This window comes from Protofrankia sp. CiP3, assembly GCF_917627345.1.
Lineage (GTDB): Bacteria > Actinomycetota > Actinomycetes > Frankiales > Frankiaceae > Protofrankia.
The window spans coordinates 51,160-66,060 of record NZ_CAKJTM010000009.1; the positions used below are offsets into that span (position 1 = coordinate 51,160).

A 14,901-nucleotide genomic window follows, 5' to 3' on the forward strand; every position below is an offset into this window, starting at 1 on the left:
CCGGTCGCTCTAAGAAGCGTGGTGGACGCCGGTCCCGGTGAAGGCGTTCGGCCTCAATACCGGCGGCCACCGACGGACGAGCGCGCAGCGGGGAGTCCGGCCGACGACACCTCATCAAACAGCATGCGCAAAAACGATCACGTTATCCAGATAGTGGTGGGTTTTCCTGTTGAAATCACCGCCACAGGTGATGAGGCGTAGTTCAGGACGATCAACCGTGCCGTAGACGTCCGCCGCCGGGAAGGCACTCTTCGAGACCTCCTGGATGCGGTCCACCACAAATCGCACAACCGTTCCGTCGGCCCTTTTTATCTCCACCAAGTCATTTTGTTTGATCTTCTCAAGGCGGTAGAAAACAGCTGGCCCGGTTGTTGAGTCGTAATGTCCGACGAGGACGGCCGCACCGACGTCACCTGGACGCGGGCCATATTCGTACCAGCCGATTTCACCCCAGGACGTCGGCACCTGGAGCGTTCCGTCCGAGTTGAGCCCAACCGGCCCGACGGCCGCCGCCGTGCCCAGTGCGGGAATATTCAGGAAGAGCGGCCGGCTATCAGCCGTACGCGCCGGAGCGGACACCGCCGCAGACGTACCAGCTGGTGGTTTATCCGTGGCAACGACGCCTGTTGGGACAGTCGTCGCAGGAATTCCAATGTCCTTCCCGAATTCCTGCGAAACAAGCCTCTGGCCGCTCACTCCAATCAGGATGAGTCCAAGCAGAATCAGCCACCGTGCCGACAAGAGGACTTTCGGCTTCCTCCCGGCAATATCGCGTCCCATGCCGTTCCCCCAGACATCAAATGGCTACTGTGTTGCCCGCGGTAACAGTACCGCTACCGCATGAGAGAAGAGGAAGGTCATGACGCACAGAATTGGCCGGGGTGTGGTGATGCTGGCAATATCGGCAGCCACCGCATTCTTTGTTGGCATTAACCCCGTATCCGCGTTTGCGAATGACGACTCGTGGGACTCGGACTCGCACCACAGCTGGACGATCGATGCGCCGGACAGCCCGACTGCGACGGCCAGCGCCAGCGCCAGCGCGACACCGACGGCTGCCAGCACCACCACAGCCCCCACGCCAACGGCCGCCGCCAGCACCACGGCGCCAGCATGGGGCGGTACGATCACGGCGCCGACAGCGGCCAGCACCACCGCAGCCCCCACGCCAACAGCGGCTGCCAGCACCACCACGGCGCCGACGGCTGCCAGCGCGCCGTCGTACGGCGCTCCCCACGACTACAAGTGGGACAGCAAGAAGGACGACAAGTCCTGGGAAGGCGCCAAGAAGGACGACAGGTCCTGGTCGGAGGCCAAGTCCTACCCCGCGCCGTCGCATGGCGTCGACGCCGGTGGCGGCGGCACCGCGCCGTCGTTCCCGATCACTCCGGTCGCCGGTGCGGGGCTCGGTGCCGCGATGCTCGGCGCGGGCCTCACCGCTCGTCGCAGGAATCGCGCGACGCAGTGACCAACGGGTCTGGATGCGCCTGGATCTCAGCGGGCGCATCCAGACCGCGGTTGGGCCGACGAGCGCGCGACCGTAACTCCCTCCGCGCGCCGCAGGCTCCAGGGAAGACGAGTCCGGGGGGCGCCGCCGCCGAAGTTTCCCCGCGGCCACCCGAACCGCTGGCCGTCCGGACAACAAGAGCATCCGGGCGGCCGGCAGCCTCTCCCAGCCGGCAGCCAACACCGGACACGGCCCCAGCCCCAGGCCCAGGTTCGCCGGAGCCCTGGGTGACGCGGTGCGAGTCCCGACCGCGTCACCCAGGGCCCAAGCCTGCTTCAGCCATGGGGTAACGTAGGGCGCGTACGGGACGTGGCGCAGCTTGGTAGCGCACCAGACTGGGGGTCTGGGGGTCGCAGGTTCGAATCCTGTCGTCCCGACCAGTATCAAAGTGGCCGCCGACAAGGCAAAAGCCCAGGTCAGCGGCCACTTTTTATGGATCTTCTTGTTCCCGTCCAGGGTCAGGCTGATCGGATTTGGGGACCATTTGGGGACCGAGCGGCGCCCAGGTGCCTGCTCAGCAGCACTCCGGCGTCGTCGTTGAGGAAGATCGGTTGCAGGCTATTCGTCAGGGCTGCCCAGGTGGCTCAGGTGGCGCCGCCAACCCGCACTTGAAGTACGGGCCGTAACGTAAATACGGTCTAGCAATTTCTGTGCGGGTCGCCTAGGCTGCTCCCCGCATCGGTCCGCCAACGCACGGAGCTCCTGGTCAGAGCGCCATCCAGGGTCCTGGAGGAGGTCTCGGACCAGGATCCGGACTTTTGGGTGCTCTCGGATCTGCTTGGGCGCGATGCGCTCGGCCTCCAGAAGCGCGGCGATGGCTGGAGGGTTCCTTCCGGGCACCTGCCGCCGACCGAGGCCGGCGGGTGGGCTGTCCGATCCCCGCTACGCAGAGCGATGACGGCTCGCGGCCGAAGGTAGCCCACAACATGCCGCTACGATGTTGCCATGACCGAGATGCCGCTCCCGGACGGCGAGCAGCTTGCCGCTGTGGCCCGCGAGGCCGCCTCGTCCGGGCAGGTTGTCTACCTGACCGAACGAGGCCGGCGGCTGGCCGCGATCGTCCCGGCGGGCTTGGCCGAACTGCTCGAACGCGGCGGCGAGGCGGCCCACGGACGGCGTGTTCTCGGCGCCCGCGCCGCTGGCCGCAGCGGGCGACACGACATCTCCGAGCGGATCGAGGAGATCCTCGCCAGCGAGGTGCCGCCGTAGCTCTCGTCGTCGACGCAGGCCCGCTCTACGCCTATGTCGACGCCGACGACCAACACCACGAGGCGTGCGCCGAGCTGTTGGAAACCCACCCCGGTCCTCTGATCGTGCCGACCCTGGTGGTGACCGAAGTTGTCTACCTGCTCGACACCCGCCTCGGCACGCACGCTGAGCTTCGATTCATCGCGGACTTGGCCTCCGGCGCGTTCGACGTCGAACCTGTCCACCCAACCGACTGGCTACGCATCGCTGACCTCGTCAACCGCTACCGCAGCCTGCCCCTCGGCACCGTGGACGCATCCGTGATCGCGTGTGCGGAACGCCTCGGCGTCGACGAAGTCGCCACTGTCGACCGGCGCCACTTCACCATCGTCAAGACACACCGAGCGCTGACGCTCCTACCCTGACCCGCGCTGAAAGGCGCGGCTCCAACCGGAGGATTTAGAGCGCCCGCGGCAATAGGGACGCGGCGTCGCGGGGCTGGGGCACACACCCCACCCCGCTCCCTGATCTACGCACCTGTTGCCGGTCGGTCTGCTTTGAGCCGACCCGTCGGCGTGCTGCTCGTCACTGGCGCTTCTCGCCTCGCTCGCGCACCCGGATAGAGATCTCGATCGGAGTTCCGGCGAAACCGAAGTCCTCGCGCAGCCGCCGCTCCAGGAAACGACGGTAAGCCGGTTCCAGGAATCCCGTCGAGAAGATGACGAACCGGGGCGGCCGCACACCGGCCTGCGTCGCGAACAGCACCCGGGGCAGCCGCCCGCCCCTCGACGGCGGCGGGGTGGCCGCCACGACCTCGCCGAGCCAGGTGTTGAGCCGGCCGGTGGAGATACGCGTCCCCCATGACTCCAGGGCGGACCGCAGGGCTGGCGCGAGCCGGTCGACCGCGCGGCCGGTCATCGCCGACACGTTCACCCTCGGCGCCCAGGCAACCCGGCCGAGGTCTCGGATGATCTCACGTTCCAGAGTGAGGCGACGGTCCTCGTCAAGCAGGTCCCACTTGTTGAACGCCAGCACCAGCGCCCGCCCGGTGTCGACCACCATGGTGATCACCCGTTGATCCTGCTCGGTCAGTGGCTCGCCGGCATCCAGCAGGACGATCGCGACCTCAGCGGCTTCCAGCGCCGCCGCGGTGCGCAGCGAGGAGTAGTACTCCGCTCCGGTCGCCTCCCGTACCCGGCGCCGCAGACCGGCGGTGTCCACGAACTTCCACACCTCGCCCCCGACGGTCACCAGCTCGTCGACTGGATCGCGGGTGGTACCGGCGACCTCGTGCACCAGGGAGCGCTCCGTCCCGGCGAGCCGGTTGAGCAGGCTGGACTTCCCCACGTTCGGCCGGCCCAGCAGCGCTACCCGCCGTGGGCCGGTCACCTCCTCGAAGCGCTCCCGTGGGGCCGCGGGGAGAGCCGCGAGCACGGCGTCGAGCAGATCGCCGCTGCCACGGCCGTGCAGGGATGAGACAGGATGCGGCTCGCCGAGCCCGAGGCTCCACAGCGCGGCCGCGTCCGCTTCCGTCCGGACGTCGTCGACCTTGTTCGCCGCGAGGACGACGGGCAGCCCCGAACGCTGCAGCACGCGCGCGACAGCTTCATCCGCATCGGTTGCGCCCACCGTGGTGTCGACCACGAACAGCACCGCGTCGGCTGTGTCCAGGGCGACGCGCGCCTGCTCGGCGACGCGGGCGGCAAGCCCACGCGCGTCCGGCTCCCAACCCCCGGTGTCGACGACGACGAAACGTCGCCCACTCCAGGTCGCGTCATAGGCGACCCGGTCGCGGGTCACGCCCGGGACGTCTTCGACGACCGCGGCCCGCCGGCCCAGGATCCGGTTCACCAGCGTCGACTTGCCGACGTTGGGGCGGCCGACAATCGCCAGCACGGGCTGCCGCTCGGTGCCACCGAGCGGGTGCTCGGCCTCGTCCTGCGGTAGCTGCGAAGCCACACCCACAGCGTCCTCGTCTCTGTTTGTCATGTCTGTTCGTCGTCGCTCCGGTATCGCCGTGACCACAGCCGCCCGGTCATGCCGGTGACAGCCCCCCGCGGTGGCTGCCCGGGGCGACTTCCCGGCGGCCTCGGCACAGGAGCCGACCACGTCACGATCAGCTGGGCAGGCGAGCCCGCACGAGATGGTCGGCGATCCGCAACCGGATGTCCTCCGCCACGGCCGCCAACGCTCGGCGCGATCGCGGGTTCGCCGGAACCACCACGTCGAACGGACGCCCGAACACCACCCGGGTGGGCACGGAACGCCTGGGCCACCGGGCACCCTTCGGCAGTGCCCGAGCGGTGTCGATACATGCGACCGGCAACACCGGGCACCGTCCGTGAACAGCAAGATAGGCGATACCGTGCTGTACTGTCTCCAGCTCACCCGTCCCCCGGGTGCCCTCCGGAAACACCCCGATGACTCCGCCGCGCCCCAACTCGTCAAGCGCGGTGTGCAGGGCGGCCCGATCCGGCCGGCCACGGTCGACCGGGATCTGGCCGGCAATGGTCAACAGCATACCAAGTATGCCGCCGTACATTTCGGACTTCACCAGACAGCGCACCGTACGTGGTGATTCGATGACGACCAGCGGGCCGTCCAGCAGACTGCTGTGGTTTCCCGCAAAGATCACCGGGCCGGTCGCCGGCACGTGCTCAAGTCCCTGGAGGGTCACCCGCATGACGATCTGGTTCAGGACAAACCGCACCGGTGGCTTGAGCACCCTGTGCACGACGCCGCGGTAGGGCCTGGACGCCGCCCCGCGCCGCGGCACGCGCGCCGGAGGCTGCCCGGCGCCCGCTTCCGTGGCGTCGGGGCTTTCGGCGGTCATGACGCGTCGGCCGTTACCCGTTCGCAGTGCAGCAGAACCTCGTCCACGACAGCCTCAATGGACAGGCTGGTCGAGTCGAGCATGATCGCATCCTCGGGGACAGCCAGCGGATCCGCGGCACGCGTCGAGTCCAGCACATCCCGGCGATCGAGCTCAGCGAGGGTACGGGCCACGTCGTCGATGCCCTTCTCCCCGAGCTGATGCGACCGCCGCAACGCCCGGACCTCGGTCGAGGCCGTCAGGAAGACCTTGACCGGAGCCTGCGGAGCGACGACCGAACCTATGTCACGGCCTTCCACCACGATGCCCGTCGGGGACGCCGCGATGATCTGCCGCTGGCGAGCGACGAGAAGACGCCGGACGGCCGGTACCGCGGCAACCGCGCTCACCGCGTTCGTGACCGCCCTGCTCCGGATCTTGTCCTCCACGGCTTCGCCGTTCACCGCGATCGTGGGACTGTCCGGACTGGTACCGACAGCCAGCACCACCCGTTCGGCCAGTTCCCCCACAGCGCTGTGATCTTCAAGGTCGATCCTGCTCTCCAGGGCGACCTGTGTCACCGCCCGGTACATCGCGCCGGTGTCGAGATAGCGCAGGCCCAGCCGTCGGGCGATCTCCCTGGCGACGGTGCTCTTGCCGGAGCCTCCCGGCCCGTCGACGGCTACGACCAATCCCTCGGACAATCCCTCGGACGTCAATACCTGACCGTGCCCGGTGCAGCGGCCTTCGCCGCCTGTGGACACTTCCTGATCGTCAGTGGCCGTTACGCCCACTGACTCACGGGAACCGCGGTCCTGCTCCACCGCTTCCTCCGTCCAGACGCGACAATTACGCACAAGACCGTGCGCACGTGGGAACCGTGCACACACGAAAACCGCGCATACGCGGAATCCGCGTACACACAGTAACCCGACTACATCAGAAAACCGTCAGCAACCGACGCGGTGAAACCGACCCGGCCGGCCCAGGTCGTCACCCAAGCCGCCGGCCAGGTCAACGCCGATGTGGCCAGCCCGGATCAGGCTACTCGGGGCCGCCCACCCACGAAGGATGGCGTTCACGACCTGCGATAGGCGGTCCAGCCGGCGACGGCAAGCCGATCCAGCAGCGTACCCACGATATCGGGCGAAACAGCGATCTCCACAATGCCGGCCGGAGCGTCGAGATTGTGCTCAAACGCGGCGATATCCTCAATATTGATCTCCCAGCCGCCGATCGTCGCAAACAGCTCGCCTAGCTGACCGGGCCGGTCCGCAAGCACCACTCCGACCCAGGCCCAGGCCAACGGCCGCATCGCCGCGCTGGCCTTGCGCGGCAAAAGCGCCCGACCGGTGTTGCCAGCCGCCATGAGCCCGCGGACAACCTCGATAACCTCCTGTTCACCGCCCCGGTCGAGCACCTCGGCCAACCTGGCGAGCTTTTCGCTGAGCAGCCTGGCCCGGACAGCGACGGGCCCGCGGTTGCCCTCCAGAATCGACGACCACAGGCTGGGATCGCTGTCGGCCAGGCGGGTGGCGTCTCGGAACCCCTGGCCCGCAAGAGCCAGCTCGCCCGCGTCGAGGTCGGGGGTAGCGGCGGCCAGCAGGCTCGCGACCACCTGCGGCAGGTGGGACAGGACAGCCATCGCCGTGTCATGACGGTCGGGCGTCGCGCGCACCGGGGTGGCACCGCACGCCCGCGCGATCGCGATCGTGGCGGCCAAGGCGGCAGGTGAGGTGTGCGGCACCGGGCAGACGACCCAGGCTCGCTCGGCGAACAGGTCAGCGCGGGCCGAGGCCGCGCCGCCGCGCTCACGCCCGGCGATCGGGTGCGCGGGGCACCACATCGACAGATCGCATCCAGCCTGGACGGCCTCGACGATCGGCCGGGCCTTCACGCTCGCGACATCACTGACCGTCTCGGCGAGCCCCGCCCGCTGCACCTTCCGTAGCTCACCGGCGACAGCGTGCGGAGGAACCGCGATGACCGCATGCCCCACGGGCTCACCGTGCCATGGCTGACCGGCACCCATGGCCTCGGCGATCTTGATCTGTTCAGGATCGATATCGGCCAGCAGGACCTCGATGCCGTGGACGCCCAGCGCCAGCCCGATACTGGTGCCGATCAGGCCGGCCCCCACCACACCGACCCGGCCCGGCGGCGGTCCGGGGGGCGGGAATCCCGGTGTGGCGGGCGCGACAGTCACCGCGCCACCCTACGGTGTGTTCCGGAAGTCGTCCTTCGGCCAGGGAGCCGGACAGCCGGCTTGCGCAAACACGCGCCACCGGCCAGCCGGGCACGGGAGACACGGCAGGCGTTCCCGGCCTCCACGGAACTGATTGTGACGGCAATCATGGCGACATCCGCGTCACAGCGCGACCTCGTGGTAAAGCGCGCCGATCTCCGCCTGGGAAAGGCGCCGGGTACGGCCGGCCCGCAGCGAGCCGAGATACACCGGCCCGATCCGGGTCCGCACAAGCCGGCGCACCGGGTGGCCCACGGCGTCCATCAGGCGACGCACGACGTGCTTGCGCCCCTCGTGCAACGTGATCTCAAGCATGACCCGTGACCCGGCCGAGCTCACGATCCGCACGGCGTCCACGGTTACCATCCCGTCCGTGAGGGTGACCCCCGCCCGCAGCCGGCGCGGCACGTCCCGACCGACCGGCCCGCTCACCTCGACCAGGTAGGTCTTGGCGACACCGAACGACGGATGCGCCAGCCGATGTGCCAGCTCCCCGTCGTTGGTGACCAGCAGCAGGCCCTCGCTGTCGGCGTCGAGCCGCCCGACGTGGAACAGGCCGGAGGCGTGGTCTGTCAGCAGGTCCGCGACGGTCGGTCGGCCCCGGTCGTCCGACATCGCCGACAGCACCCCGACCGGCTTGTTCAACGCGAGGTGCACCAGGCCCGCCTTGGTCACGACCCGTGCGCCGTCGACCTCGATGACCGCGGTCTGCGGGTCGACCCGAAGGCCCTGCGCCTCGACGACCCGGCCGTCGACCCGCACGCGGCCCGCGGCGATCAGCTCCTCGCTGTGCCGCCGGGACCCGAGCCCCGCCGCCGCGAGAACCTTCTGCAGCCGGACGCCCTCGGTATTCACGTCACCGGTTGTCATGAGCCCAGAATGTCATGAGCCGACAATGTCATCCACGTCGGCGATGCCGGGCAGCAGCGGGGCGAGCGGAGGCAGCTCGTCGAGGTGGCGCAGACCCATCCGTTCCAGGAAGTAGGCAGTCGTCCGGTAGAGCGTCGCCCCGCTCTCCGGGTCGCTGCCCGCCTCCTCCACGAGCCGGCGGGTGGTCAGCGTACGGATCACACCGTCGGCGGACACACCCCGCACCGCGGAGATCCGCCCACGGCTCACCGGCTGCTGGTAGGCGACGATCGCCAGCGTCTCCAGCGCCGCCTGGGACAGTTTCGGGCTCTGCCCGGCGAGCACGAACCGTTCGACCCAGGGCGCGCACTCATCGCTGGTGTAGAAACGCCAGCCGCCACCGACGTCACGGAGGCTGAAGCCCCGGCCCTGCTCGACGTAACCGCGGGCCAGCCCGGCAATGACACGCTCGACCTCCGCGTGGGGGACGTCGAGGCTCACGGCGATCTCCGTAACCGGGACCGGGTTCTCCGCGACCATCAGGATCGCCTCGACGAGCGCGGGCAGCGGCGGGCGTGCCACCGCCTCGGCTCCGCTCGGCTCGGCCAGCAACGGCCCCTGGCGCTCCGCGGTTTCGTGCTCGGCAGCCGGATGGACATCCGCTGTCATCGTTGTCGTGTTCCTCGCTTCCTACGCTGGCCGGTGTTCAGGTCAGCCGCATCCAGGTCAGCCGTGGCCGGGCCGGTCGCCTCGGTGCCAGCCGCGGTGCCGGCGGCTCCGCTCCCGGCGAGGTGGTCGGCGACGCGACCGCCACCGGAGCCGCCGGACGCCCGCCCCAGCTCGTCGGGTCCGGCGTCGGCCACCCACCGGACGATCAGCTCCCCCAGCGGCACCTCCTGCGCAAACGCGATCCGTCCCTCCCGGAAGAGCTCGAGCAGGGCGAGGAAACGCGCGACCACCTCGATCGTCTGCTGGCAGCCGGCACACAGCAGCCCGAAGGATGCGCTGCCCACCTCTCGCAATTTTTCGATCACCGCAAGCATATGCTCGCGGATGTTGATCCGCGGCAGGTGGACGTGATCGGTCGCGACCTGCGGAGGCAACGGCGGTTCTCGCAGTCTGGCCGCGAGGCGGGCGAGTTCGGCCGGCCCGATGCCGATCTGTACCTCTGGCAGCGCCTGCGCGTACCGGGGTTCCAGCGCGACAGCCCGGGGCAGATGCCGGGCCTCCAGCGTCATCAGCCCGGTGAAGAGGGCCGATGCCTCCTTGTACGCCTTGTACTGCAACAGCCGGGCGAACAGCAGGTCTCTGGCCTCGAGCAGGGCAAGGTTCTCCGCCTCGTCCTCAGAGATCGCCCCGGGCAGCAGCCTGGCCGCCTTGAGATCCAGGAGGGTTGCCGCGATCACCAGAAACTCGGTGGCCTGCCCGAGGTCGAAGCCCGCGCCCAGGCGGCGGATGTGCGCCACGAACTCATCGGTGACCTGGGAAAGCGCAACCTCGGTCACGTCCATCTTATGCTTAGCGATCAAGGAAAGCAGCAGATCGAAAGGACCGCTGAAGTTCGCGAGTTCGACCACGAAGGCACTACCGCCGTGGCCCCGTCCGGTCGGGGCCACGGGCTCGGCGGGCGCCATGGGCTCGGCCATCCCGGCAGCCACGGACACATCCACAGACGCATCCATGGGCGCATCCCGATGAGGGGATGTTCTGGTCCGCGCCATGCCTGGACGCTACCGCCGGCTCAGGCAGCCGCACCGGCCAGCCGGCCCGACCGGCAGCACCACACACCCGTTCGATCAGCCAGCGACGCACGAGGCCGGCGCAACGCGTCAACGAAGACGGAGGTTGATAATGCCGCCCAGGCCGTCGAGCAACGGAGGAACCAACTGGTCAACGACCGAAGGAAAACCGGGGAACAACTTCGGCAGCAGGATGAGCGCCAGCAGGATGAGGATGCCGACATTGTTCTCACGGAGCTGGTACTCGGCCCTGTGCCAGCTCGGTGACTGCGGGCCGAGCCCGAACAGCACCCGCCCACCGTCGGCGGGCGGGATCGGGATGAGGCTCACAATGAACAGCGACGCGAATGTGACCGCCAGCCACAGCACCAGTTTCCCGAGGAAGTCGCCCACACCGGCGAGCTCCACGATCCGGCTGCCCTCGATGACGACAAGCGGCTGGGAAACGAACGTGAAACCGACGAGTGCGCCCAAGGTGAGCAGCAGATAGGCCAGCGGCCCGGCCAGCAGCGCCGCCGCGACGTGGAACCGTCGCCCGCGACGTACGTCGTTCATGGCTATCGGCTCGCTCCAGCCGACACCGGCGATAATCATGGCCACCGCGCTGAAAGGGCTGACCCGGTGTTTCACCGACGCCGTCAGCCGGCCGGACCGCATCGGCCCGGGGTCCTGGAGCAACCTCGCGACCACGACCTGCGCCGCGTCATGTGCGTAGATCCCGATGAGGAGCGCAAGAACGATCCCCAGAAGCGCCGCGGGTTCGGCCAAGTGGAACAGCACGCCTCTACAGGTCCCTCATCCGCTTCCCGAACAAGCTACGGCCACGTGGTGCCAGGGTATATCCCCAGGGCATATCCCTAGCGCTGTGCCACCGGCGGCGCCGTATGCCTGGCGATCAGCTCGCGGGCCAGCCGCCGGTATCCGTCCGCTCCAACCGATGTGGGCGCGTAGGTCGTGATCGGCTCACCGGCGACGGTGGTTTCCGGGAAGCGCACGGTACGGCTGATCACCGTGTGAAAGACCTCGTCCGGGAACCGTTCGACGACCCTCGCCAGCACCTCTCGGGCGTGCAGCGTGCGGGCGTCGTACATTGTGGCGAGGATGCCCGCGAGCTCCAGGCGTGGATTCAGCCGGTCACGCACCTTGTCGATGGTGTCCAGCAGCAGGGCGACACCGCGGAGGGCGAAGTACTCGCACTCCAGCGGCACGATGACCGCGTCGGCCGCGGTCAGCGCGTTCACGGTCAGCAGACCGAGCGACGGCTGGCAGTCAATAAGGATCACATCGTATTCGGAGCGGACCGACGCCAGCGCGCGCGCGAGCGTGTGCTCACGACCAACCTCGGTGACCAGCAACATCTCCGCGGCCGACAGATCGATATTACTGGGGAGCAGATCCAGGCCATCAACCTGAGTGGGGACTATCACCTCGCCCATCTCGGCTTCGCCACCCACGAGGAGATCGTGGACGGTGCGTTCCAGCACCATCGGGTTGATTCCGAGGCCGACCGACAGCGCCCCCTGCGGGTCGAAGTCGACCAGCAGGGTCCGGCGGCCGTACTCGGCGAGCGCCGCGCCGAGATTGATCGTGCTGGTCGTCTTACCGACGCCGCCCTTCTGGTTGCACATGGCGACCACCCAGGCGGCACCGTGAGTGACCACCGGAGGAGGCTTGGGAAAGGCCGGCAACGGACGTCCCGTGGGACCCAGCTCGCCTGCCCCACCTGAGCTGTGCACGACGTCGGCACCGTCGAGCCGCCCATCGGCAGACAGGGCCGGATCCCCGACGGTCACCCCCCCGTAGGGGGGGCGTACCTGGGCCGGCATCGGCGAGGCGTCGGCGGTCATGTCAAGGGACCTGCTCCTTCTGGTCAGCCTGAGGGCGCGCGATCGTTCATCCTCGGCGCACCCTCAGGCCACAGGAGATATTTGCGGATCCGTGCACGAAGAGCAGAAGCGGACCGTCAGGAGCGTACCGATACTTGAGGTGACCCATGACGCCGGGTAGGTCACGTCGGCGCGGCGAGCGCCGGGCATCGCGGGCGAGTTCAGGCCCGTGCCCGCCCCACACCCGTCCGCGACCTGGCTGCCTGGGACACCCGACGGCGCAGGACAAGCTACGATCACACCGTTTTCCGGCCATGCTGAGGCCCGGAGCGATTCGGCTGCTGGCAAACGCTACCGGACCGCCGCGGCTACCGGACCGCCACACCCGGTGTCTGGCCGAACGTGCCTGACGGTCGACGATGACGGGAGCGCCGCGATGGGTTGGGTAACAGTTCCTGGTGTGGTCTCCCTGGCAAAGGGCGCTCCCGTTGCCCTGACCGAGATCATCGTTCCCGATCCCGGGCCGGGTGAGGCGCGGGTGCGCGTCCAGGCATGCGGTATCTGTCACACCGATCTGCACTACCGCGAGGGCGCTGTCAGCGACGATTATCCCTTCCTGCTCGGTCACGAGGCCGCCGGAGTCGTCGATGCCGTGGGCGATGGGGTCACCTCGGTCACGGCCGGCGACTACGTCGTGATCGCTTGGCGGGCGCCCTGCGGGGCCTGCCGGTCCTGCCTGCGGGGCCGCCCGTGGTACTGCTTCGACTCCCGCAATGCCGCCCAGCCCATGACGCTGGTGGACGGGACGCCGCTGTCGCCGGCGCTGGGTATCGGTGCCTTCGCCGAAGCGACCCTGGTGGCCGCCGCCCAGTGCGTGAAGATCGATCCAGTGGCGCGCCCGGAGGTGGCCGGGCTGATCGGCTGTGGGGTGATGGCCGGGTTCGGCGCGGCGGTCAACACCGGCGAGATCACCCGGGGGGAAACCGTCGCGGTCTTCGGCTGCGGAGGTGTCGGGGACGCGGCCATCGCGGGCGCGGCCATCGCCGGTGCGCGACGGATCGTCGCGGTGGACATCGACCCGCGCAAGCTGGAGTGGGCCCGCGGGTTCGGTGCGACCCACACCATCGACGCACGCGGCCTCGATCCCGTGGAGGCGATCCGAGCGTTGACTGACGGTAACGGCGCCGACGTGGTCATCGAGGCGGTCGGCCGGCCGGAGACCTACCGCCAGGCGTTCTTCGCCCGGGACCTCGCCGGCCGGCTCGTCCTCGTCGGTGTCCCCGAGCCGGCCATGTCCCTTGAACTACCCATGATCGAGATATTCAGTCGCGGTGGCTCGCTGAAAACGTCCTGGTACGGCGACTGTCTGCCCAGCCGGGACTTCCCCATCCTGATCGATCTGTATCGAGCCGGCCGGCTCGACCTCGACCGGTTCGTGACCGAGACCATAGGTCTCGGCGACGTCGAGGACGCCTTTACCCGCATGCGGCGTGGCGATGTACTGCGCAGTGTCGTTACGCTCTGATCGAGATGTACGGTCAGTACCGGAATGGGCCGGTCCGGCCCGTGAGCGGCTGGGCGTTCACGCGGCCAGCGCGACGACAGTCAGCTACCCGGCGGTCAGCCGCTCAGCGACGGGGACGGAGAACGTGTGGCGAGAAACGGCGGGGTACGGGTCGATCGGATCATCACCCGCGGGGACTTCCTGATCGACGGCCAGAGCTTCACGGTTGACAACAACATCTGGCTGCTCGGGGACGACACCGAGGTGCTGGTCATCGATGCCGCGCACGACCCTTCAGTGATCCTCGCCGCGATCGACGGCCGGCACGTGTCAGTGATCGTCGCGACACACGGGCACAACGACCACATCAACGCGGCGGTGGAGCTGGCCGCCCGGGTACAGGCTCCGATCGCCCTGTGCCCGGCGGATCTGATGCTGTGGCAGGCGGTCTATCCGGACCGCCGGCCTGACCTCGAGCTCTCCGACGGCCAGCGGCTCCCGATCGCCGGCGGCGGCTGGCTACACGTCATGCACACTCCGGGGCACTCCCCGGGCGGGGTGTGCCTGTACGGGGTGATCGGTGGGGAACCGGTTCTGTTCAGCGGCGACACCCTTTTCCGTGGCGGCCCGGGGGCGACCGGCCGGTCGTTCTCCGACTTTCCGACCATCCTGGACTCGATCAGAGGCCGGCTGCTGACGCTGCCACCAGAGACCGTGGTGCACACCGGCCACGGTGATGACACCACGATCGGCACCGAGGCGCTTGACTACGACCAGTGGATCCTGCGCGGTCACTGAAACCGGCAAAAGAACGAAGATCGGCGCATGTTTGTCGCTGCGTACGGTTATCCGGCCGAAAAGCGTACCGAACAACAAACACGCACCGATCATGAACGATACGGCGATGCGCTCGTACCCCGAGCCGTGCACCATCGCCTCCACCACGTGGTCGAAGACAACCCGGTCGGGGATACGGCGGCGGTGGCAGCCCAGCGGGTGGGAAGGGTCGAACGCGGGCCACGGCCCGCCGGTGTGCTCGATCGGCAGGGCCTCGAACTCGGTCCAGATCGGCTCGATCAGAAATGATAGGACGATAGGCAGGGGATCCTCCTGCGCTCGCGGATTGTGATGAATTAATGATTGCCGGGTTCCACGCCTGCCCGCAGGTTGATCTGTCGGTCAGGCCCCTGCTGCCGGGCGCTGTTCAGGTAAGAGCGCCCGGCAATAGGGG

14 protein-coding genes, 1 tRNA gene and 2 pseudogenes are annotated in these 14,901 nt (G+C 68.5%); 6 read left to right on the top strand and 11 right to left on the bottom strand.

Annotation, left to right across the window (positions count from 1 at the left end; genetic code table 11):
* Nucleotides 1-114 precede the first annotated feature (114 nt).
* Nucleotides 115-780 (bottom strand): class F sortase, encoded by a 666-nt coding sequence (locus MJ797_RS05445; protein ID WP_239332463.1) that lies wholly within the window; start codon nucleotides 778-780, stop codon nucleotides 115-117.
* Between the two features lie 79 nt (nucleotides 781-859).
* Between MJ797_RS05445 and MJ797_RS05450 the strand changes: the two genes are divergently transcribed.
* The 4 genes and pseudogenes from MJ797_RS05450 to MJ797_RS05465 form a co-directional block, all read left to right on the top strand.
* Nucleotides 860-1,468 carry a hypothetical protein gene (locus MJ797_RS05450; RefSeq protein WP_239332465.1) on the top strand — a complete coding sequence of 203 codons (609 nt, stop codon included), beginning with the start codon at nucleotides 860-862 and terminating at the stop codon, nucleotides 1,466-1,468.
* 342 nt (nucleotides 1,469-1,810) lie between these two features.
* Nucleotides 1,811-1,887 (top strand) — tRNA-Pro (locus MJ797_RS05455).
* A gap of 565 nt (nucleotides 1,888-2,452) precedes the next feature.
* On the top strand, nucleotides 2,453-2,716 hold the full coding sequence (locus MJ797_RS05460) for a hypothetical protein (RefSeq protein WP_239332467.1): 264 nt from the start codon (nucleotides 2,453-2,455) through the stop codon (nucleotides 2,714-2,716).
* A gap of 17 nt (nucleotides 2,717-2,733) precedes the next feature.
* A pseudogene (locus MJ797_RS05465) lies at nucleotides 2,734-3,120 on the top strand (type II toxin-antitoxin system VapC family toxin); the annotation flags it as partial.
* A 160-nt stretch (nucleotides 3,121-3,280) separates the two neighbouring features.
* Here the strand turns inward: MJ797_RS05465 and der are convergent.
* From der to MJ797_RS05510, 9 genes are all read right to left on the bottom strand, one after another.
* Entirely contained in the window at nucleotides 3,281-4,684 is a 1,404-nt protein-coding gene (gene der, locus MJ797_RS05470) for a ribosome biogenesis GTPase Der (RefSeq protein ID WP_239332470.1), read from the bottom strand.
* A gap of 127 nt (nucleotides 4,685-4,811) precedes the next feature.
* Nucleotides 4,812-5,555 (bottom strand): lysophospholipid acyltransferase family protein, encoded by a 744-nt coding sequence (locus tag MJ797_RS05475; protein ID WP_374581525.1) that lies wholly within the window; start codon nucleotides 5,553-5,555, stop codon nucleotides 4,812-4,814.
* On the bottom strand, nucleotides 5,525-6,331 hold the full coding sequence (gene cmk / locus MJ797_RS05480) for a (d)CMP kinase (RefSeq protein WP_239332472.1): 807 nt from the start codon (nucleotides 6,329-6,331) through the stop codon (nucleotides 5,525-5,527). The genes MJ797_RS05475 and cmk overlap by 31 nt, the downstream gene beginning before the upstream one ends.
* Nucleotides 6,332-6,585: 254 nt before the next feature.
* The gene (locus MJ797_RS05485) at nucleotides 6,586-7,713 is read right to left on the bottom strand and encodes a prephenate dehydrogenase (protein ID WP_239332474.1); all 1,128 of its coding nucleotides are present in this window, start codon (nucleotides 7,711-7,713) and stop codon (nucleotides 6,586-6,588) included.
* 162 nt (nucleotides 7,714-7,875) lie between these two features.
* Entirely contained in the window at nucleotides 7,876-8,622 is a 747-nt protein-coding gene (locus tag MJ797_RS05490) for a pseudouridine synthase (RefSeq protein ID WP_239332476.1), read from the bottom strand.
* Nucleotides 8,623-8,634: 12 nt separating this feature from the next.
* The gene (locus tag MJ797_RS05495) at nucleotides 8,635-9,270 is read right to left on the bottom strand and encodes an SMC-Scp complex subunit ScpB (protein WP_239332478.1); all 636 of its coding nucleotides are present in this window, start codon (nucleotides 9,268-9,270) and stop codon (nucleotides 8,635-8,637) included.
* Nucleotides 9,267-10,283, bottom strand: coding sequence for a ScpA family protein (locus tag MJ797_RS05500; protein ID WP_374581496.1), 1,017 nt, complete (start codon nucleotides 10,281-10,283; stop codon nucleotides 9,267-9,269). The genes MJ797_RS05495 and MJ797_RS05500 overlap by 4 nt, the downstream gene beginning before the upstream one ends.
* A 147-nt stretch (nucleotides 10,284-10,430) precedes the next feature.
* Nucleotides 10,431-11,120 (bottom strand): Zn-dependent membrane protease, encoded by a 690-nt coding sequence (locus tag MJ797_RS05505; RefSeq protein WP_239332480.1) that lies wholly within the window; start codon nucleotides 11,118-11,120, stop codon nucleotides 10,431-10,433.
* 77 nt (nucleotides 11,121-11,197) lie between these two features.
* Nucleotides 11,198-12,187: a ParA family protein gene (locus MJ797_RS05510; RefSeq protein WP_239332482.1), complete on the bottom strand. Its 990-nt coding sequence runs from the start codon at nucleotides 12,185-12,187 to the stop codon at nucleotides 11,198-11,200.
* Nucleotides 12,188-12,602: 415 nt separating this feature from the next.
* Here MJ797_RS05510 and MJ797_RS05515 point away from each other — a divergent pair, with 415 nt between their 5' ends.
* Both MJ797_RS05515 and MJ797_RS05520 read left to right on the top strand, forming a co-directional pair.
* On the top strand, nucleotides 12,603-13,691 hold the full coding sequence (locus MJ797_RS05515; RefSeq protein ID WP_239332484.1) for an S-(hydroxymethyl)mycothiol dehydrogenase: 1,089 nt from the start codon (nucleotides 12,603-12,605) through the stop codon (nucleotides 13,689-13,691).
* 126 nt (nucleotides 13,692-13,817) lie between these two features.
* Nucleotides 13,818-14,468, top strand: a complete 651-nt coding sequence (locus MJ797_RS05520) for an MBL fold metallo-hydrolase (protein WP_239332486.1) — start codon at nucleotides 13,818-13,820, stop codon at nucleotides 14,466-14,468.
* Between the two features lie 102 nt (nucleotides 14,469-14,570).
* Here the strand turns inward: MJ797_RS05520 and MJ797_RS05525 are convergent.
* A pseudogene (locus MJ797_RS05525) lies at nucleotides 14,571-14,771 on the bottom strand (IS5/IS1182 family transposase); the annotation flags it as partial.
* Between the last annotated feature and the right edge of the window lie 130 nt (nucleotides 14,772-14,901).